Source organism: Methyloprofundus sedimenti, assembly GCF_002072955.1.
GTDB classification, from domain to species: Bacteria; Pseudomonadota; Gammaproteobacteria; order Methylococcales; family Methylomonadaceae; genus Methyloprofundus; species Methyloprofundus sedimenti.
Window position 1 is genome coordinate 150,786 of the sequence record NZ_LPUF01000001.1, and the last position, 21,724, is coordinate 172,509.

The 21,724-nt window shown below is 43.4% G+C and carries 12 protein-coding genes and 3 pseudogenes; 1 reads left to right on the forward strand and 14 read right to left on the reverse strand.

What is annotated here, in order from left to right; all coding sequences use genetic code 11:
• Positions 1-103: 103 nt before the first annotated feature.
• The 11 genes and pseudogenes from AU255_RS00625 to istA all read right to left on the reverse strand — a co-directional run bounded on the left by AU255_RS00625 (position 104) and on the right by istA (position 14,974).
• Entirely contained in the window at positions 104-622 is a 519-nt protein-coding gene (locus AU255_RS00625) for a MotA/TolQ/ExbB proton channel family protein (protein ID WP_080521072.1), read from the reverse strand.
• On the reverse strand, positions 606-1,967 hold the full coding sequence (locus tag AU255_RS00630; protein WP_080521073.1) for a MotA/TolQ/ExbB proton channel family protein: 1,362 nt from the start codon (positions 1,965-1,967) through the stop codon (positions 606-608). Before AU255_RS00630 ends, AU255_RS00625 begins: the two co-directional genes overlap by 17 nt.
• Positions 1,964-2,743: a DUF3450 domain-containing protein gene (locus tag AU255_RS00635; RefSeq protein WP_080521074.1), complete on the reverse strand. Its 780-nt coding sequence runs from the start codon at positions 2,741-2,743 to the stop codon at positions 1,964-1,966. The genes AU255_RS00630 and AU255_RS00635 overlap by 4 nt, the downstream gene beginning before the upstream one ends.
• A gap of 1,260 nt (positions 2,744-4,003) precedes the next feature.
• Positions 4,004-5,326, reverse strand: coding sequence for a sialidase family protein (locus AU255_RS00640; protein ID WP_080521075.1), 1,323 nt, complete (start codon positions 5,324-5,326; stop codon positions 4,004-4,006).
• 9 nt (positions 5,327-5,335) lie between these two features.
• Entirely contained in the window at positions 5,336-6,187 is an 852-nt protein-coding gene (locus AU255_RS00645; protein ID WP_158083018.1) for a redoxin domain-containing protein, read from the reverse strand.
• A 14-nt stretch (positions 6,188-6,201) separates the two neighbouring features.
• Positions 6,202-7,617, reverse strand: coding sequence for a sialidase family protein (locus AU255_RS00650; protein ID WP_143735823.1), 1,416 nt, complete (start codon positions 7,615-7,617; stop codon positions 6,202-6,204).
• Between the two features lie 428 nt (positions 7,618-8,045).
• Positions 8,046-8,534: an REP-associated tyrosine transposase gene (locus AU255_RS00655; RefSeq protein WP_080521077.1), complete on the reverse strand. Its 489-nt coding sequence runs from the start codon at positions 8,532-8,534 to the stop codon at positions 8,046-8,048.
• A gap of 66 nt (positions 8,535-8,600) precedes the next feature.
• Positions 8,601-9,146: an RNA polymerase sigma factor gene (locus tag AU255_RS00660; protein WP_080521078.1), complete on the reverse strand. Its 546-nt coding sequence runs from the start codon at positions 9,144-9,146 to the stop codon at positions 8,601-8,603.
• A 1,220-nt stretch (positions 9,147-10,366) separates the two neighbouring features.
• A pseudogene (locus AU255_RS21185) lies at positions 10,367-11,796 on the reverse strand (diaminobutyrate--2-oxoglutarate transaminase).
• An 857-nt stretch (positions 11,797-12,653) separates the two neighbouring features.
• Positions 12,654-13,415: an IS21-like element helper ATPase IstB gene (gene istB / locus AU255_RS00670; RefSeq protein WP_080521079.1), complete on the reverse strand. Its 762-nt coding sequence runs from the start codon at positions 13,413-13,415 to the stop codon at positions 12,654-12,656.
• A gap of 12 nt (positions 13,416-13,427) precedes the next feature.
• Positions 13,428-14,974: pseudogene (gene istA, locus AU255_RS00675) on the reverse strand (IS21 family transposase).
• A 289-nt stretch (positions 14,975-15,263) separates the two neighbouring features.
• On the opposite strand from istA, the pseudogene AU255_RS00685 reads away from it, so the two are divergent.
• Positions 15,264-15,872: pseudogene (locus AU255_RS00685) on the forward strand (IS5 family transposase); the annotation flags it as partial.
• 222 nt (positions 15,873-16,094) lie between these two features.
• Here the strand turns inward: AU255_RS00685 and AU255_RS00690 are convergent.
• From AU255_RS00690 to AU255_RS00700, 3 genes are all read right to left on the reverse strand, one after another.
• Positions 16,095-17,771, reverse strand: coding sequence for a cyclic peptide export ABC transporter (locus tag AU255_RS00690; RefSeq protein ID WP_080521081.1), 1,677 nt, complete (start codon positions 17,769-17,771; stop codon positions 16,095-16,097).
• A 3-nt stretch (positions 17,772-17,774) separates the two neighbouring features.
• Positions 17,775-20,165 carry a penicillin acylase family protein gene (locus AU255_RS00695; RefSeq protein WP_080521082.1) on the reverse strand — a complete coding sequence of 797 codons (2,391 nt, stop codon included), beginning with the start codon at positions 20,163-20,165 and terminating at the stop codon, positions 17,775-17,777.
• Positions 20,166-20,294: 129 nt separating this feature from the next.
• A complete protein-coding gene (locus AU255_RS00700) occupies positions 20,295-21,533 on the reverse strand; it encodes a sulfotransferase (protein ID WP_080521083.1) in 1,239 nt (412 codons plus the stop codon).
• Positions 21,534-21,724 lie beyond the last annotated feature (191 nt).

Below are 21,724 nucleotides of genomic sequence, written 5' to 3' on the forward strand. Positions count from 1 at the left end.
ACCAAAACTTGTGTCTAAAAAACATTTAAGTAGGTTCGAACTTATTCGAACTATGTGCTAAAAAATATGTTTTTTTCAGTGTAAATTTGTCGCACCTACTGATCTAATCCAGTTCGCTTTCTGCATCATCAAGTAGTAACCGTACACGTTCATTTAAGTTTGCACTGAAATAAAGCCCTGATAATGCGGTGACCAATCCAGACATGGTAGTTAATAGCGCAACGAATATTCCTCCGGCTAGGCCACGAGCATTACCATTGCCAAATACGGTAATGACATCAAAAGTCTGAATCATGCCGATCACTGTTCCCAGCAACCCTAATAAAGGAAGTGCTTGTGACAATGCCTTAATACTTAATAAATGATTGCCCGCTGACATACCTAATTGTTTTAACAGATAAACACGTTTACGATGTGAACGTGCAGTGTGCTCATTTTTATAGGGTAACCAGGTCGTTGTTATCTGCTTAATTATTTGCGGATAGGTAAAATACAAGTACCAGTAACGTTCAATAATTAACATCCACATAACAAAAGAGACCAGTAAAATAACCCATAAAGCGGTGCCGCCTTTATCTAAAAAAGCCAGGGCCACATCACTTAATTCAGCTACTGATAACATGAGATTTCTCTTCGCGACTGGCTATTAAAGCGGCACTTTCTTCGTCCAGTATAAAAATGACTTTTTTTGCACTACCTGACAACCAGCTATGTAATAGCGTGAGTGGAATAGCGACTATTAATCCTAATTCAGTGGTGACTAATGCAACAGAAATACCGCCTGACATCAGCTTGGGATCGCCTGTACCAAACAGTGTAATGGATTGAAACGTTTCAATCATTCCTGAAACGGTACCTAACAAGCCTAACAAAGGCGAAATTGCAGCAAAAATAGCAATCGTGGGTAAAAATCGTCGAATCATTGGACGCTCTTTTAATATCGCTTGATCTAATTTTAAGCCCAAAGTTTCCGAATCAACCCTTGGATTATCCTCTGCCACCTGGCGAATTCGACTTAAAGGCGTTGATGTTGTTACCACACCGCCAGTTTGTTGTTGTTGCATTTTTCGATGCGACAGGGTTAATGCCACCATCCGTTCAACAACTAAAGCCAAACCAATGAGTCCTATAATAATAATCAGGTAACCAATAACGCCGCCTTGATTAACACGCTCTATAATACTTGGTGTCTGAACCATTAATGAAAGAATCGCACCTCGAGATGGATCCAATGCAACAGCCGCTACACCTGATTCGGTTTGTTGCAAAGTTCTGGCTAGCGATACAAAACGAGATGCAGGCTGTCTGCCAAGTTCAACCAAACGACCTGTTTCAGGCAGGTACCTTAAATATAAACCATCTGAAAGAATATTAAAAGCGCCTAAACGCACAACTTCCTTACGTACTTCTTCACCATTATGTGTGATAACAGGAGTTTCAAAACGTACAACTTTCCCTGACTGTACCATTTCATCTAGCACTAACCGCCAGAATTCTTCCATTTCTTTAATAGTCGGATTTGATTTATTAGTTGCTAATCGTTTAATTGATTCATTACGCCCCTGTAGTTGTGCTGAAATGATTGAGCCATTAAACATAGTCATCATATCTTTTGCATTTTGTCGCACGACGCCAAACAGCTCGCCTAAAGAACCCATTTGTTCATTTAGGCGCTCAGACTCAACTGTAATGAAATTCTCATTTTCTTCAAAAAGTTTTTTCAACTCAAATCCGCGATTTCTCTCCGCAGCAAGTTTAGCTTTTAATGTGCTTAACATGCTTGCCTGTTTATCTCGTTGCTGACGAAATAATTTTTCTCTTTCTGCAAGTTCGCGGCTTTCCAAAACACTATTTTTTCGTACTTGTGCAATTAGCTCATCAAGCGAATTTAAAGAGGGAGCAGCAACTGCTAATCCAGAGCCAAGTATCAAGAATATGGATACGAGTACTATTTTATATATCGTCATTGCACAGCCTCCGGTGCTGAAACTGGCAATTTAAGCAAATCAGGAGCAGTCTGTTTTTTAGCAATTCTCAAGCCTTGTAAAATAGAGCTACGATAACTATCTGATAAAGTTTCCCAGCGCTTTTCCTTACGCATCCAGTATCCGGCCTGACTACCATCTAAGGTTAAATAATAAAGCCCCAACCGTCCAAAACGTAAAAAATCAACCGTATTTTTCTTACCATCTAGCTCCAGGTTTCCCGTATAGCTTTCGATTGTGCGTCCATAATCCGTTTCAATCATATAAGCTTCAATCAGACGACGATATTTTTCAGCCAAATCAATATCAGACCGATCCATCATTTGTTGCAGGCTGGTAATTCGCAATTTACGTTCTTGTTGCAAAAAAGGCGCATCCAGCTCTACAAACTGTTCCAGCACTTTTTGCATGCGTAACATTAAAGGTATGATATTGCGTTGAGTAATCTCAATTTCCAGCATCTGCTCATTCAAATCTATTTTTTCTTGCTCTTGGCTACTCACAATTTTTTCTAGTTGATCGTGATAAACCTCTAAATTCTTCAACTCCAGACTGGCTTCTCGAAATTCAGCCAGCATAGATTGAGTCTGGTCATCAAGTTTTTCAACTTTATGTTGAGATTGACTGGCTTTATTATGAATTTGTTGCTGTACCTGAGTGGCAGAATCTAAATGAGTTGCATAGACCGGCTGAACTAAAGTAGCAAGCAACGGCAAGGTAACAAATTGTCGAGGTATTCCTCGCCAAAGATGAATCATGGGTTTATAACCTCTTATAAATTTAATTTACGTTAGTTGAAAATGAATTTTAAATAATTTAGACAGAGTGGAAAAAAGCTAAAAAACATCTTCTATATATTCATACGCTGACATTCTTCGAAGAATATTTCGGATTATTTTTTACTACCTTTAACCTACCCACATTACTCCTGTGTATTTTCTTGGTTTTTAATATTAACAAATACCTGACTAAAACTTACCTTCGCTATCTTACGATATAAAGGTATTTAATTTGCTTCCCATCTTATAAGACGAAATACAAGTCTGAAGACCTCACATAAAAAGCTAAAAAATTTATCCAATAGCCCAAACGGAATGAATACACGCCGTTATTATCAAGAACAAGTTCATAATGCAAACACTCTGTATACGACAAAAACCAATAAAATTTAAGCTATCGATTTTTTAAACAAATATACCGTAAGTAGTGAATTTTGTGCACAGAGGTGCAAATGACTATTTTTCCACCCTTACGATATTAAGATATTTATTTTGCTAATCCTAAGTAAGACGAAATACAAGCCTGAAAACCTCACATGAAAAGGTAAAAAATTTTCCAATAGCCCTAACGAAATAAATACACGCCTTTATTATCAAGAACAAGCTCATAATGCAAATCCTCTGTATACGACAAAAAGCAATAAAATATAAGCTTAAGCTATAGATTTTTTAAACAAATGTACCGTAAGTAATGAATTTTGTGCACAGAAGTGCAAATGACTATTTTGTCACCCGTATATTACAAAATTCAGCAAAAAACTGTGTAATATTGTGCTCTGAAAAGAGTTGAAATATTACTTGTAATTCAAGCATTGGTGAACAGCAATGTGAAGCCGAAAACTATATTCTGCACTAGAGTCCATAACTAGGGGCAGCTTCGATTGATATTTAAACTTTCCTTATAAATTGTTGATTTCCTATCGCCACCCTTTGATTTTGGAATGGCTTGCCGCTTCGTTAATTTTTCTATCTGTTCTCTGAATTTATCATTACCAGGCACCCATGCTTTATACCCTCCTTTTCATAAGCTTCCTGTACGATGATATTGATATAAGTCACTGGGCTCAACCGCATGTCCGGTGGTGAGGGAGAGCTGACGGGCGCAATCCCGATGCCTCCAACCAATCAATTTATCAACTGTCAGACAAGGCATGTAGCTCCGCAGAGTCTCACGATAGTGGGCAACGTGTTACTGACTTTTTACCCTTGAGCACACCCTTGTCATCATCAGAACACTGGTTACATGGCGTCAGCCTGAAGCGCCTGGATCGCGCCCTTGGGGCCGGCCCAGACTAGCGTGGCCGCACCTTCACGCGCGGCAATATCAGGCGAGTGGCCGAGCCAGGATCGGGGCTGCGATAGAAGCCCTTGAACATCAATCCGGACCATCACCACTCGCTCGCCATGTTCATTACGGTGATCTTCGAAAGCAATCCAGGCGGCGTCGCTTCCGTCCACGGCAAGTTTGACATCCGCGTAGGGCACCCAAGCAGCGGTGAGCAAGGCCAGTGGCTTGGAGAAGTGCCGCCCTTGGTCTGCGGACACTGCGTAGTAGACGCCAGGCCTTACACTGGTGCCCGTGTACCAGGCGACATGCAGCCGCCCCTTGGAATCGACACCAATTCCCAAGGTTATCTCCGGGCAATCACCTGCCTTGAAGCGGTCATCGTGAACCTTGACAGGAGAAGACCAGGTGGCGCCGCCATCGCTGGAAGCCGAAACCAACACATCCCGCACGGCATCGTATGAGCCCTTGAACTGGTCAAGCTTCGCACGCCAGGCGCTATACAGGACGCCGTCAGGCCCGACCGCCAGGGCAACACGACTGCGTTCGGAAGCACTTGCCGCGATCATTATACTGGGCCCGAAGCTTAATCCGCCGTCGGTGGAGCGAGCGAGACGCAGCTGCACCTTGGGGTCGTCCGAATTTAGATAACGCTTATCTTCCGGTCGTTGATCCTCGGGTAGCTTGGCGCGGGCAAAGGCATCCCGGTAGTCCAGCCAAGCGACGATCACCGTCCCGTCAGGAGTAATAACCAAGTGAGTCGCCTCGGCACTGGTTTCAACCCCGTCTGCCGCTGCTACATCCACCGGTGCTGAAAAACTCCGGCCACCGTCGGTGGAGCGTACCAACCGAGGAATGGTGCGGCCGCGCTCGTCATACTGCGAAGGTACACGCCGCCCGTAGAGGACATACACCTCACCCTTGGGACCTACGGACACTTGAGCCGGATTTACGGTGGCGGAAACGATGTCGGTGTCGTCCAGGCTGGCTACGACGGGATCGGCATAGCCCCGTTCGCCATTGGAACGAACAACGACCACCTCCGGAGAATTTTTGCCCTGCCGGATCCAGGCCACGTAACGGATGCCGGTGCTAACGTCGAGAGCCACGGTCGGATTGGCTCCATCAGTGGCGAGAACGATTGGTTTAGAAGCGTCCGATATCTTGGCGCTGGGTACTTTCCGTGCGGCAACAGGTGTTGCTGGCGTCGACTCGACAACAACGGCGAGCGCGAAAACACAGAACGCCACCGTAAGTATGGTTTGCTTATTGTACATTCTGCCCACCTATTGAGATAAGGATTCTAAATAACGAACCAGCGTTTCAACCTCGATCTTCGACAAGCGTTTACCCGGCATCGCCCCGGCCATCATTCCCTCGGAGTAGCCTGTGACGATCTCAACATCGGGATCCACAATGGCGCGGGTGAGGTAGGCGCGATCGCGCAGTACACTGCGACCATCAGTGAGTTGGGCTGTTGAACCGGCCAAGCCCTTCCAGCTTGGCCCCATACCCTGCGTACCGTCGCTGGAGTGGCAAGTCAGGCAGCCGCGCTGATCCGCTAGTCGTCGGCCACGCCGGACCGCCGCCAACTCGCCGTCTTGCGCTTGCGGATTAGCCGCAATCGAGGCTGGGGCAGATCCCAAGGCTGCTTTGATGGTCTTAAGATTGTCGGCAGCACCGGGATCCATCGGACCCTGCCAGCGGCGTACGATCATCCCTTCCCGGTTGATGAGCAGGGTTGCGGGAACACCCAGCACGCGGAAACGCTTACCAAAGCGGTTGTTCGGGTCGCGCCAAATCGAGAAGCCAATCTTCATGCCTTGCACGTAGCGTATCACCTCGTCGTCGGCCTCGCCTTCGTCGATGTTCACACCCACCACCGCAAGGCCTTGTTCCTTATAACTAGTATAGATGGCTTCGAAGTCCGGCATTTCCTCGCGGCAAGGGGGACACCAGGTGGCCCAGGCATTGAGCAAGACGACCTGGCCACGCAGACTGGCGAGAGTCGCTTCCTGCTCGCTGCCGAGCACGCGCGCACTATACTCCGGCGCGAGTTGCGGTTCCGCACCACAAGCCGATGCGGCGAATCCGTTGACCATAATCAGTGCTATCATCCAAATATGAGTATTTTTCATGCGCTTCGCCATGTTCACGGTTCCATTTTTGGACTGGCGATCAGGGTTTGAATTCCTCCGCCCTGTTCCTCACCCTCGGGTACGAGGCCTCCCCAGGCCACTACAACCGAGTCGCCAAGTCCCGCGACATCAGGAATGGTGCCCGGCCAAGGTTGGGCGCGGATAACCTGACCATCCGTAGCCACCCGCACCAGATGAATCAAATCGGTATCGCCGCGCCGATCTTCGAAGGCCACCCAGGCGTTATCGTGGGCGTCGAGAGCGAGCTTGACATCACCGTAGGGCACCCATTCATCCGTGAGCAGCGCGATCGGCTCGGAAAAACTTTTCCCGCCATTGCTGGATACGGCGTAAAAAACGCCAGGATGTAGTTCAGTACCGGTGTACCAGGCGGCATGCAAGCGTCCCTTGGAATCTACCGAAAGTCCGGGAGTTATGTCCGGGCAGCCGCTAATCTTAAAGCGGTCGTCGTGAACCTTGACGGCCTTGGACCACGTTGCCCCATGATCGCGCGAGGCGGCGACGATAATGTCACGCACAGCATCCACCGAGCCTTTCAACTCGGAGAAAGCCGAACCTCGTGTGCTGGCATAGAGTGGCCCGTCCACTCCTTGCGCCACTTTGGTTCCGCAACAAACGCAGACGGGCTTGGTAACCAGGGTGCTCTTGGCAAAACTGCGCCCGGCATCGATCGATCGCGTCACACGCAATTGTGACGCATACACGCCCCGAGGCGGGTGTTTCTTATGCTTCAGGACGTAAGTGATCGATTCACGAGAATCTAGCCAAGAGACGTAGAGTGAGCCGTCCGGAGCTACGAACAAATTCGCCATACCCAGCGATGTGACCAGACCTTCGATGGCCTCACTTCCGATCTCAATCGGCGCGGCAAAGCTCCGTCCACCATCTTCGGAGCGTGCCAATCGCAAGGTCTGGCGTCCGAGGTAGCTGCCCTCCAAGGTGAAATCCGGATCTTTGCTGCCATAAAGCACATAGACCTCGCCCTTCGGCCCCACGCCCACCTGGGTAGGATTGACAGAATGAGATATCACCCGATCCTTGGGCGAATTTACCACCACCGGGATACCGAAATGGCGGCCACCGTCATCCGAACGGGCCAGCAGAACCTCGAGTTTGGGATCAGCCTTCTTGCCCGTCTTCTGCACAGGTTCGGATGACGGCGCCTCTTGCGCCCAGGCCATATACACGGCCCCGGATTTCTGATCAACCGCCACGGTAGGGTTGCGCCCGCCCGTCTGTTTGAGTATCAGCGTTTCGGAAAGAGCCAGCGATGGTGTAACAGCGGCTGATGCGTGAGGCGATTGCGCCGTGTCGCCGAGAGGGGCTGCGATGACCGGCGTAAGTCCGCCGCCGGATGCCATTAAAAGTGCGCCGAGCATTGTAGCGAGTCGTCGGGTATTGGGTGACATTATTGTTTTCCTCTTTGTCTCAAGACGTTGCGTATGAATAGTCACGGCGATGCATGGCAACCCTGTTTTCTCCTCCGCAACAAATGTAACTTTTCATTAGCTGCTGACCGTATAGGTCTACATTTATAAGACGTTTGAAAATGCATTTTCCCCACCTGAAAATTATAACTTTTTTCAAATGCTTACCATTTGCTATTATTTCAACCCTATAATCACTTTAAAATATTATATTTTTCAATGAATTGCTTCTATTGAGCGGATGATAAAAATATTTATAGCCGCCCAGAAATTAAAAATAGCCCCCTCGCTAGCTAATTATTTTTTTGAAAATTATGGTGTGGGTAATATTGGCAGTACATTTCACCGTATGTGTTGAATTAGCTAAAAATGTCGGGTTACGCTACGCCGACTTGCCTGGCTACCCAAGATCATTCTCCATAACCCTCATCCTTAACACTCCCAAGATACCCAGACCAATCAGGGGGATAAATTCCAAGCTTAACAAAGCGGTGAAAGCTTGAATACGACCAGTTGCCAGGATGAGGCGCTAAGTCGTGTTTCACGGGATTCCAATGAATGTAATCACAATGCTTTTCGAAGTCCCGGTCATCGCGGATTTGATGTTCCCAGTAACGCGGTTGCCAGATGGTTTGCGCCCGTTTGCGTTGTTGGGAAAGAGACGGCGGTGATTTGTAGCGTTTTGAGCAACGGCGCGTAAAATAGTTTTTGATGGCGTTCCAACGCATCGGGTATTCCTTGTCGCCGGGTGGCAACATCCAAATGCAATGCAGATGTTCCGGCAGCAGCACAAAGGCATCAATAGTAAAAGGGTGCACCGATTTTACGCTACGGAACGCCGTCCGCAAGAGCTTGACGTTGCAGCATCCGATGATAAAGCCACGGCAACAATACCACAATGTTTATCACATTGGAGCATCGAAACGTCGGGCAGAAAAGCTTGCCCGACCTACGCGGCTTTGATTTTAACAATCATGAGGAGAGAGTTTTAAAACTAGACAATGCGCCAGTGCAATACGAATATTTTTTTCCACTGCACTTTTTGATACTCCAAAATGTTCAGCAATTTCTCCATGTTTCCAACCGTGGATTCTATTCAAAATAAGCATTTCACTGCGCCGTTTCGGTTGTTTTTCAAGTAAGTTAAGTAGCTGATTCAATTCTTGACTAGCCTGTGTGGCTATTTCAGGAGTCGGAGCACTATCTCTTATTTGTTCATATGAAAGGTCATCCATTTTCTCACTTTCGACCAGCTTCGTATTTCTAACTTTTTGTTTGCGTAGGTAATCCAGAGCCAGGTTTTTTGCTGTTTGATATAAATATGGCTGGGGATATTCAATAATTTTCTTTGCTGAAGCAACAGAAACTTTTAAATAAGCTTCCTGAGTAAGATCTTCCGCCGTTTGATGGCAACCAACCATACCTCGCAATATATGAATAAGGGTTTGTTGATGAGTAAGATACAGACTGTCAATATCAGTTTGAAGAATATTTACAGTGGAAGAAGTCACATGCGTTTCCTATAAGAAAAGAACTTAAAATGTGCACGCTCACTTACACTATTAGGCAAAAGATTTTTTAACCCCATACTGTAGTCATAGTGGTTAAAATTATTGCTCAAAATTTTATGCGTAGTCAAATTTACACCTGAAAAAAAAGGCCAATTCACACTCCTATTTTTACACAGGTAAATTACTTAACTTAAGAATATATGAATAGGCCATCTAATTAATAAGCAAAAAATATACCATAATAAACCTGCACAAAGATAACTCCAATAAAGTCTTTTATTTCGCATTCTTGCAGGGTTTTAAAATAGGCTCAAAGCAACAAAGACTAGCCACTATTGTTTTAGATAAGTTACCTATCACCTTTGCTACGGGGGTAATGCCATGAATAGCGCTTAGTAATTTAATATAAGGGAGACCGGACAATATTTATTTGTGTAAGGTAACGTATTTAACCCTTTATATCAACGGGCTGGGAATGTTATCAGTATCATTAATTTAACATTGTTATTTAACCTATATCAATGAGTCATATGCTTCGCTTTCAATATCTATAAATGTAATCGATTGTTGTAAATATACTTTTTCACAATAATTTATGCAGATTATATTATGATATTTTTTGTGAAAAATATCATCTTAGTCACTACATCTAAATGTTGATCGGCTAATTTTATGGACAGAAAGTACGGATACTCAATAATTAAACCAGGAAAATAGGTCATATAACAAAAACTAACGCGCTATTGTGTTGGTTAACTATAAGTTTTGGGATTCTTATCGCAAAACTAGATCCTCTACACAGCAAATCAATAGTGCCTCGGGCGCGCGTGCCCCATCAACTATGCACAAAGCCGCTTCGTTATGTTTACTTAAATGGCCATAAGACTCTTCGGATAAAATTTTTCCTAATTACGTACAATTCACAGCCATGTTAAAAGTCTCGTCATTCCCGAAGTCTTTTATCGGGAATCTTTGCTTTCCCCATGAGATTCCTGCTATAGGCATAGGATGACGAATATAGCTGAGAGTTATGGGTAGTCAGGAAAGTTTTTACTCCCTTGAGCACTGACGCGGACTAAAAAACAACCATGATTTTCAACGGGTGAAGAATAGCCAGGCAAGAAATTCTCACACAAGACTGTCAAGATAAATATTCTATTTAAGAACATACATTTGAGAGCGAAGATAAAATAATATCTCAATCTTGACTTCAATCTGTGTTATCCATATGTTAGTGCATTTAACGCGTCATTAAAGATTTGTCCGACCTGATCGACTTCATCGGAAGTAATAATTAGCGGTGGCAAAAAGCGCACGACACTGCCTTTTCGTCCTCCTAACTCAACAATCAAGCCACGTCTCAGGCACTCTGCCTGAATCTGGCTGGCTAATTCACGATCAGCGGGATAAGCACCCAGCGTATTGGAAGACAAGTCGGTATTTACAATCTCAACACCGATCATCAGCCCTCTACCTCTAACATCCCCTATATGCGGATGTGCAATTTGCGTTTTACGCAGCATAGCCATTAATCTCTTACCCATTTTATCGGCATGAAGATCCAAACGATATGTTCTAATATAGTCAATTGTCGCAGTACCGGCTGCCATCGCCAGTTGATTACCGCGAAAGGTTCCGGCATGAGCCCCTGGCTGCCATTCATCCAAAGACTTATTGTAAACTACGACACTCATAGGTAAGCCACCACCGATTGCTTTTGACAATACCAAAACATCCGGCACTATGCCGGCCTGTTCATAAGCATACATAGAGCCTGTTCTACCCAAGCAGGTTTGTACTTCATCAATAATTAACGGAATATCCCTTTCCTGAGTGATACGCCGGATCTCTCGCAGCCACTCATCTGGAGCCGGAATAACCCCCCCTCGCCTTGCACAACTTCCAAAATCATTGCCGCTGGTGGCACAATACCACTATTGCTATCATCAAGAAGTTGTTCGATATAGGCAATAGAAGTCCGCCAACTGGCTTCACCACCCAAACTAAATGGGCATCGGTAATCATAAGGAAAAGGTAAAAAATGTACATCCGGCATTAATCCAGACACTTGTAACTTTGGGCCAACCTCCCCTGTTATCCCAAGCGCCCCATGTGTCATACCATGATAAGCACCTTGAAATGCCAGGATTGATCGTCGCCCGGTTGCTGTTTTTACTAATTTAATGGCCGCCTCAACCGCATCGGCACCAGATGGACCACAAAACTGAATATAAGCTTGACCAGCGAATGTCTCCGGCAAACTAGAAAACAATTTCTCGACAAACTGATCCTTGACCGGCGTTGTCAGATCCAGTGTTTGAAAAGGAACACCGTCTGCCAGCGTCTGCCGAATCGCCTCCACCACATTCGGGTGATAATGGCCTAATGCAAGTGCCCCAGCTCCTGCCAGGCAATCAATATAGCGCCGTCCATCCATATCTTCAACAAACACTCCTTCGGCTTGTTTAATAGCAATAGGAAGTCTGCGTGGATAACTTCTGGCATTAGATTCATATCCAGACTGCTGATCAAGATAATACTTATTGTCACGTACGACTGAAATTTCCTTTTTTTCGTTAACTACATCTTGTACAACCACTTCTTCATTAGAAGCGTAATTTATTTCAGATTGAATTACTTCTTGCACCATAGCGACAACTCCGTATCTTCATTAATTAACAACATAGTCAACACAACATTTCGCTTTGTTCATTAGTATCAATAACTAATTTTTCACTGAGCTTTCCACCCTCAATCTTCATCAGTCAATCCGAAATTATTGTCGACCGTTTCTTAAGCCAAACCCGTCAAATGCAGGTCACTAAAAACACGAAACAAGCTTACCCACAGGAACCATTTCAGCCTATTCAGAATGAACTATCTGGTCCAAATTATTGCGAACTGTATATGCTTACTATTGCATGCATTCATTAACAATAAAGACCACATTAAAATACAAACTAAATTTAAACAGCTGTGTTATTCAAAATCAGTCAATTTTCATCCTGTCAGCTAAACTTTGAAATACCAGAAAACATATCAGAATTTGCATGAAGAGTTGTTCAAAAAAAATTGATACTCTTTGTTACCGACAAGACAGCATCCGATTTTGTAATCTTCATATACCAAGACGTTACAACTCGTTAAAATCCTTACCTGGGATATATGAAACTACTCCAAGTCATCTTTAACATGGCATAAAAGTGGTTGATCTGAATCCGAGAAACGAGGAATATACGTAATTACATTTGCGATACCACCTAAGTGCGTGTTTTAAAAGTGGCAAAAATACCTAAAAGGTAGAATACTAAGCTTTTTAATAGCTAAAAAGTGTCGTAAATCAAAAGTTAAGTGTTATCCAACAGATTTGAATGATAAAAAATGGGGCATTATTAGTCCCTTGTTGCCCGTCGCTTTATCGGGTGGTCGCCCAATGCATATACCGCTGATCATGAACACCCATACTGCGCCATCGTGAACACCTCCCTTGTTCACGCATTGGTTTTGTTATTTTACCTCTAAGTGTTCACGATCAGTCAAATTTGACTGTGTTTTTCGCATCGATTCTCCCTTTAATTTGATTCGGTGAGCGTTATGCATGAGCCGATCTAAAATAGCATCTGCCAATGTGTTATCACCGATAGATTGATACCATTGATCAGTCGGTAATTGGCTAACCATAATAGTGGACGAGCTTTCGTGACGATCATCCATAATTTCCATTAGGTCATTTCGTTGTGCAGCTTTTAATGGCTTTAATCCCCAGTCATCAATAATCAGACAATCTAGCTTGGCTAATGTTTGTAGTGCTTTGCTGTAGGTACCATCGGCTTTTGCTTGAGTCAGTTCCAGCATCAACCGAGACAACCGATAATATTTAACACTGTAACCTTTCATACAGGCGGTATGTCCTATCGCACAGGCAATATAGGTTTTACCACTGCCACAAGGGCCTGTAATCAGTATGTTTTGTGACTTGTTCAGCCAATCACAATGTAACAGTAAGGCCATCATGGATTGATTCAGCCCTCTGGGATGCTGATAATCAATGGCATGACTGTTGGCAGCCAGTTTTAGTTTTGCTGCTTTGAGTAAGCGTTGTTGTTTTCTATTTTCTCTGTCTTGATACTCACTATCCGCTAATAATTGCAGCCGTTCTTCAAAAGGCAGGCCTTCATAGGTGTTCGGTTGTTCTACTTGGCTGACCAATGCATTGGCCATGCCTGAGAGTTTAAGCTGACTGAGTTGTGTAATCGTTTGTTCTATCATCGCTTTATCCTGTTAATGAAAGCTTTCTGGGCCACGGATGTTTTCATGTGTTTGCGGCAGTATGGGCTTTGCCTCTTTTTGTTCTGTGACCAATTGATCTTGGTTACTCGATAGAATGTCTTTGATATGTTGTAGCCTGTATAAGCTGTTTTTATTGGCAATGGCACAGGCTTTGTTTAATCGCTGAGCAGGATAACTTTTGGATAGATTCAGTAGGCCCAAGCAGACTCTATAGGCCTGCTCTGGGTGTTGTCGTTGATTAAGCACGGTTTTAATCCACAGTAAGACCTCGTCACCGATATCTTTAGCCCAGTTCATAAGTCTCCCTGGTGTCCACTTATGGTGTTTTTCATGTTTAACGGGCATATGCTCAGATTCTGTCGTCATGCCAGCATAGTATTTTCTCGCATGGCTAGTGATGCGTTGGTTATGAAAGTAAAGTTCGATTAAGTATTCTTTGGCGTGTAATTGAATCTCTTCACCTACCAAATGGTGTGGGATGGAGTAAAAGTGATCGTCATATTGAATATGGTAATCAATATTGACCTTCACGGTTGTAATATCAGTGTATTGATAAGTCTGCTTAGGTAACGGTAACAGTGCGGGCTTATCTATGGATTCAAACCATTGTTGCCGAGTGCCTTTAAGCTGTTTAAAGGGTTTGTTATTCACTTACTCTAGCAGTGCTTTAATGCAATGGTTAAGTTCCGCTAAAGAGAAAAACGTATGATGGCGCAATCGAGCCAATATCCAGCTTTCTATAATTTGAACCCCGACTTCAGCTTTGGCTTTATCTTTGGGTTTCAAAGGTCTGGCTGGAACCAATGCGGTGCCATAATGCGCAGCGAGCTGTTGATACGATGGATTGATTTCTGGGTCATATCGACAGGCTTTAGTCACTGCACTTTTAAGATTATCAGGGACCACTATCACAGGAACACCACCGATAAATTCAAACGTCCTGACATGGCTGTTAATCCAGTCAGGCAATTTCTGACTCCACGTTGCTTCACAAAAGGTGTAGTTGGATGCGCCAAAAACAGCAACGAAGATCTGCGCGGTTCTGATTTCGCCCGTCTTGTGACTGACAATAGGCACGGTTTGGCCTGCATAATCCACAAACAGCTTTTCACCTGCCTTGTGGGTTTGACGCATGGAGCGTCTTTGCTTTTTTAGCCAGCGTTGATAAAGAATACAATATTGTGAATAGCTGTAATGCCGATCAGGGTATTGCTGACAGTATTCTTCCCATAGCAAGTGTTTCGTTATGCCTTTACGCTTGAGTTCTTGATAGAGCTCAATCCAGTCAGGCAGCTCAAATTTGCTGGATTGTCTGGTACCAGGCGTTACATAAAATTGCTGGAGGAGTTGCTGATCATTTAACTTTTCTATTGCTTCCCACATGTAAGGCTTAACTCATCCGCTTTGCTAATGACCTTTTGTATTGCCCCTAAGCTTAATTTAAGGCTATCCCTTATTTGACGCAGGCTTAATTTTGTATGCAGTCGTAATCGTAAGATTTCTCGTAATTGTCGCATTGGTATTCTCTTTGTTGCCATAACCCTTCCTGAAATAAAAAATCAGCTAGGGTAACAGTGGAAAAAATCAATGCGTGAAAAAGGTGCTGTTTTATCGTGAACACCAATTCTGGAAAAATCGCAAAAGTGTTCACGATGAAACCAGAATCAGCGTTCACGATGGAGCAGTATGGGTGTTCACGATAACGCAGAATAGGTGTTCATGATGGGGCAGAATATGCACCCAAGAGAAATTAGTTTAAGAAAAACTATCAATGCAATTTTTTATATTACCCGTAGCGGCTGCGCGTGGTGATTACTTCCACACGAATTTCCTGCATGGCAAACAGTGTATGGTTATTATAGTCGCTGGAGAAAAGATAAGACATGGCAACGTATTCACGATACATTGCGTGCTAAAGTGAGACAGAAGGCCGGTCGGCATAAACATCCCACAGCAGGCTCCATAGATAGTCAAAGCGTCAAAACAACCGCTTTGGCAGGAATAAAAGGCTTCGATGCAGGAAAGAAAATTCAAGGACGAAAACGCCATATTCTTGTGGATACACTTGGACTGATTATGGTCGTCGTGGTTACGGCTGCTTCGATTCAAGAGCGGGACGGCGCAAAAATATTATTCAAAGCATTCACAGGTAGTTGTAAAAAAATACGTCGTATTTGGGTTGATGGCGGTTATCGTGGCGCAAATATGATGGAATGGGTCGCTCACCGCTTTCATATTGTCTTGCAAACTATTTTGCGTTCAGAGGATACTAAAGGATTTAAATTATTACCGCGTCGCTGGGTCGTTGAAAGAACTTTTGCCTGGCTTTATCGTTATCGCCGATTAAGTAAAGATTACGAAGTGCTAACCGATTCAAGCACGGCGTTTATTCATATTGCGATGATTAACTTGATGCTTGGGCGGCTTGAGGGCTGATTCTTCGAACTTTTAAAACACGCACTAAGTACTCAGACATATTTAATTTAATATTTCTCGTAGGTTCGAATTTATTCGAATCATGTAGCATAAAACTTATTTTCAGTACGAATGATTTCGCACCTACAAAAAACACATTGAAAATCTGTTAGATTAATTCACCACATGTACTTATGTCTTTCATTTGTTTCACGATAAAGTGCATTCGATTTCCATATTTCCTTATACCACTGATATTTCAGATAACTGACCATCCTCCAATCGAAAACAGCGATCAGCTACATGAAAATATTGCTCATCATGGGAAATCACAATTACTGTTTTGCCTTTATCTTTCAGCGCTGGCAAAATTTCCGTGTAAAAAATCTTCTTAAATATCGGATCCTGATCCGCCGCCCATTCATCAAACAGATAAAAAGGTCGATCTTCCAGATAGGCAACTAATAATGCTAACCGCTTGCGTTGTCCTTGTGACAAATCCAATGTAGAAAACTCCCCGTGTTCAATTTGAACCTTATGATCTAATTGCAAACACGCCAAATAAGCACGAGCTTCAGCATCAAGCTCATTCCCATGAAAACCAAGTAGACTATCAAACAAATAAAAATCGGAAAAAACGGCTGAGAATTGCTGACGATATTCTTCTCGATTAGCTTTGGTAATGCATTGCTCCCCTAATCTTATTATTCCTTGTTCGGGCATATAAAGACCGACCATTAGCAGTGCCAGTGTCGTCTTACCACTGCCATTGCCACCAGTAAGGAAGACGACTTCACCAGGTTGCAATGTCAGATCAACAGGGCCTAACGTAAAAGGACGGTCCTCACCTTCCTTGCTGTACTGATGTGTCACTCCCATCAAGTTCAAAACAACCTGATGAGAAAATTCCAATGATTCCCCAGGCTTTGCCAATTCAGGTTCACGAGAATCCTTCCCCAAACCCTCAATTTTTTTTAATGCAATATTCCCTTTGGCCAAAAGTGGTAGACCCTCCACAAAAGCTGCTAAAGGAGATATCATATACAAAATAGTCAAGCAATAACCCCGTAAAACATCAGGTTTCATTGCCGGCCAAATAGGCAGTACAGCGACATCCAATTCCACAACTTGTGCAAATTTAACGATAACTTCCTGCCCATACGGCAACAAAAAAAGCACAGTACCGATTGACAGATAAAATAAACTGTTACCCCAATTTCCTGCCAGAATATAAAAACTGATCCCTTTGATGTACTGTCGACGATAGCTTTTTGCATCCGCTTCTAGGCATTCAGAAAAAAAAGCATTGCGACGCAGTTCGTGTAATTTCAGTTCTTTTACACCTTGCGTCAGACTGCGAAAATGACCATACAAAGCATCATCGTATTCACGAGCCATTGTTAGACTATGCAGAGCTCGAGTCTCAATAAGTCGAAACCCAATCACCCCTACAAGTATCGAAAACAACACAAGAATCAACAAGGCACTAGATAACCATCCCAAATAAAGCAAACAACCTAAAATAATGGCAGCATTAACGCAAAGCATTGGTAGCCATTGAAATGCCTCTGCTAAGGTTGCGATATCTTGAGTCAAACATGCTAGAATTCTTGCAGGACCCACTTTTTGCAAACGTGAGAAAGATACCTGTAAAATCTGTCGACTTAGCTTTAGGCGCAAATCAAAAATGACATCCTGCCCTAGTCGCATCAACAAAAAAGCTGAGATTATTCGAGCCACTAATAATAATCCACATAGCCCTGCAAAACACCACCCCAGTAGAACCAAAGTATTTTTTTCGTTACCCAAAGCCATATTAATAACGGCGATTAACCCAGCAGAACTTAATCCACTAATCAACCCAGCACACACAGAAAAAAATAAAACCCACCTCGAATTACCTAGTAAAAAACGGAACATGTTTTATAATCCTGCATTATTTTCAGACGTAGGTACAAATGTAAGATGATGGACTGTTACTCCTGTCTCCAGCGGAGACGCTATGCCATCAACCCAAGCCTGTTGCTGATCACTATAATGAACTGAAAGCGGGTGACCTGACTGACCACCGGGCATATGCAAAATACCATTTCCTTCATGCCCAGGTGACACAACCAGACGTTCGCTTACTCCGTAGTCGGCAGCCGAGATTCTTACACATTGCTTACAACCAGGCAAAGTAACCTGAGGCATATCCAACCAGTTTTTCAGTAATGGAAAGGAAGCCGAAAAAGGATGAGAAATACTGACTTGGTTAATCCCTCCCCAAACTAAGCTATTGGGTAAATCAGCTGGATTCTGCTGTAAAACATTGCGTTCAGATTGAACCAGTAATCTAAGCAAAAATGAATCCCAATCCCGATAGTGAATTTTATCGGGTAGCAATTCCGGCAATTTTGTTTCCAGTAACTGTTGCAAAGGAATATCAACCATTCCTGAAGAGAATTGAAACTCAGAATCATACTGTCGGCATTTCTGCATAAAAGGGGCAATTACAGCATCCAATAAAAGTTCACGAAACTCCACCAGAACCGCAAACCCTACAGAATTTTTCTCAGCAAAACCATCCCAGTTTGTCAGCCTTTGTTTAAGTCTCACTTGCGCTTCATCGTTACTTTCATTTAGGAGAGATAAAGCCAACTGTTGATAAAAACGATAAAATTCCACTCTTGTATCTAGTTGCAAAGCAAGCATTTCTCTTTCTGTAATATTTTGTGCTTCGGTAAGAGTTTCAGTAATGCGATAAGCGCGGTAACCTTGATCGAAATCATTTCCTATCTCATAGGAATAGTCATCACCCAACATTCTCTGATTGGCATTAACAATGAAACCGGAAGGAGGATTTAGCAAGTGAGGTAGTTCGTCAGGTAAAATATAGCCATTCCAACCGCGTGAACCATCAGCCCAGGAAAGACTCACCGAACCATTCAGCCCAAAGCGTTTAGGAATTTTACCGGTATAAGTCCAACCGATATTACCCTGCTTGTCTGCTATCAATGCATTCAAGGGTGGACCACCCGCTTGGTTAAACACTGTTAGTGCCGCCTGTACATCCTGTACTTTATCCAGATTAAGCAAATGTAAATCGGTAGCGCTGGGATCTAAGGCTGTCCAGTGCACCGCTACGGATTTGGAAAGCAAGGGTTTAGATAACATAGGGCCCCACACCGTAGTTTGTACTATGAATGTATAATCCGCCTCACCTTTTACATGAACCGTTTCCTCTCGCTCACCAAAACGCACAAAACCTTCTGGAGTCTGATACTTTTTGGGGTCGTCAGGATCAAGCTCCAACGAAACCAAATCCACATAATCCCCTTCTATATTGGTAAATCCCCAGGCCACCTTGCCATTCGAACCAACGACCATCAACGGAACACCAGGTAAAGTGAGACCAGTGAGTTGCACATCGTCGTAATGAATTTCAGCCCGGTACCAAATATTCGGAACCCGTAACGCTAAATGCATATCATTAGCTAAAATTGCTCGTCCATCCCAGGTTTTAGAAGATCCAACCACCCAGCCATTCGATCCTTTAGGCGGAGGGCCATCCGTCACTAAACCAGTGTAACGTTCATGGTTATCATTGATATCCAACAACGCAGACAATTCATCTTTAGGAATGGGTTGTGAAGAAATGCCTGATGCTTTACCATTCAGAAGTCGATCAGTATATAGATCAATAGAAGGCATAAAAAACTCATTTACAGCTTCAGGTAAAGCCGCTTTCATAATACTGCTCCTGCGTTCCCCATCGCTCGTCCAGCCTAAATCGGCTTCCATACCCAATACAACCAGCAGGCTATCCTCGGGCAACCAGACAGAAGGACTGTAACCCAGCAACAAAAATTCGGGCGGTAAAACTGATAAAGAACCTATAGCCTGATTAACACCGTCTGCGTATGCCTGCAACACCTGTTTTTGATCTTGCGGAAGACTTAGAAAAATATCGTTTGCCACCTGTTCAAACCCCATCACCCGATGCCATCGGTCGGATTCTTTCAATGCTGCCCCCATCACTTCAGCCAAACGACCTGCCATATGCCGACGTAATAAATCCATCTGAAATAAACGCTCGCGTGCTGTTAAAAAACCAAGTGCTTGAAATGCATCTTCTTGCGATTTTGCTGATATATTTGGAATACCTTTTTTGTCGAAATCCACTGTAACTTGAGAAGAAAAGCCTGATAGATGATACTCTCCATCCAGGGCAGGCAACGATTCCAGCAAGACAACGTAAATTCCAAGGCAATTAATAACTACCATTAAAACAATAGTGAGAATAACCCTTTGATAAAACTTTTTTTGTTTCAAACATCGCTCCAATTCAAAACGGTCACAAAACGAGTACCGGAAAACGTTAATGTGATAGGAAACTGTTACACTCTGATGAACAGCATGAGTCAAAACAGCAACTTAATTTAGCAGAAGACCCCATACTCCTCATCCAAACAGTAATTTCCCAAATTGTAGTGCGATGGGCTCGCTACCAAAAGATGTCACTTCACCTCTCTCATAAACTTCTTCAACACTTGCAGTATCATTGATCAAATTAAGGAATGCCCCATAGGTAATTGCAATGGTACAATCAGCTTGATCCTCGTCACGTGCCTCGCGTATTTCTGCAACTGATTCTGAGAGATCGATTACCCAAGATCCGCCACCTTTACCATCTACAACGAATCGACACATACCCCGTAGCATATCAACTTTGCCACCTTTTTCTCTAATGATTTCTCTTACCTTAATCTTAAAAAATTCATCTGGTTCTATTTGCTTAGCATGACTGTATTTTTCTGAATGTGATTCGATTGATAAAATGTCCTTACAGTTATCCTGATAAAAACTTTCAAGACTAGGATAATCAAGCCAATCGTTCACTTTGTCGAGCCGTTCTTTGAGGCCGCCGGGAATCGTCGCGAGAGGTATAGATTTTCCTTTACCGATTGAATCCCCACTGATTCGCCTAGAAAAATGAACCTTAAGATCACCTTCTCCTTGATCATGCTGCACCGAAAACACTTTCTGCAGAATGCATTCCTCCCAATCGACCCCTAAGAACTCAAATAGTGGAGGAAGCACAGTCAGAGGGTCATTAACCATGTGTTCATAATGAACTCTGAAGCACTGATCTGGATGAGTTGTTTCGAATGTAAATATCTTTTCGTTTTTTGCCAACCAATTTTCAGCCATGGCAACAACTAAATTTTCTGGATATCTTTGTACAAACTGTACTAGTTCAGGCATAAAACCCAGAGGATTAAATTTCAAGCAGGAATGAACCACATCCATACAATTACGATAAAGGCATATATACCTTGCTTCTGGAAACAAGTCAGACAATATCTTAAGATAATCAGTATTCAACGTAGTTTTTTCACACCAAATACTCTTATTACGAGCAGCGGAATAACGCTCCATCAATCCATCGATAATCCCTCTAACTTCCTGTAAAACCAGCTCTTTCCGTTCTATTTCCTTAGTGGCATCAAAAGTTTGTCCAAGGGAATAATTCATTGTACGGTACAACTCATTGCTCATGGAACCGAGATACAGTTGTCCAGGGCATGCAATTTCTGAATGAGTATCGACAATCAGGCGTAATAAGGTCGAACCTGAGCGCTCACAGGACAGAATGAAAATTGGTTGAACCTTGGCTTTATCAGCACGGAGAGAAGTCATATGCAATAGTATCCTTTCAAATATTTTAAGGGATGTAAACGTTATTAAACCATTAACAGAGTAGGTTACAGCAAGATACTCAATATTTATAATTCAAAAAAGAACGATTATTTTAAAAACATAATCTATCTCAGTTTATTATTGATCGAATTATTCTTCTTAGCAGTAAGCCTTTTGTTATCAAATTAGAA

Coding starts and splice junctions, on each gene's coding strand:
- AU255_RS00640 (WP_080521075.1), bottom strand. CDS start 5,326: ATGTACAATAAGCAAACCATACTTACGGTGGCGTTCTGTGTTTTCGCG.
- AU255_RS00645 (WP_158083018.1), bottom strand. CDS start 6,187: ATGAAAAATACTCATATTTGGATGATAGCACTGATTATGGTCAACGGA.
- AU255_RS00650 (WP_143735823.1), bottom strand. CDS start 7,617: ATGTCACCCAATACCCGACGACTCGCTACAATGCTCGGCGCACTTTTA.
- AU255_RS00630 (WP_080521073.1), bottom strand. CDS start 1,967: ATGACGATATATAAAATAGTACTCGTATCCATATTCTTGATACTTGGC.
- istB (WP_080521079.1), bottom strand. CDS start 13,415: ATGATAGAACAAACGATTACACAACTCAGTCAGCTTAAACTCTCAGGC.
- AU255_RS00625 (WP_080521072.1), bottom strand. CDS start 622: ATGTTATCAGTAGCTGAATTAAGTGATGTGGCCCTGGCTTTTTTAGAT.
- AU255_RS00635 (WP_080521074.1), bottom strand. CDS start 2,743: ATGATTCATCTTTGGCGAGGAATACCTCGACAATTTGTTACCTTGCCG.
- AU255_RS00690 (WP_080521081.1), bottom strand. CDS start 17,771: ATGTTCCGTTTTTTACTAGGTAATTCGAGGTGGGTTTTATTTTTTTCT.
- AU255_RS00700 (WP_080521083.1), bottom strand. CDS start 21,533: ATGACTTCTCTCCGTGCTGATAAAGCCAAGGTTCAACCAATTTTCATT.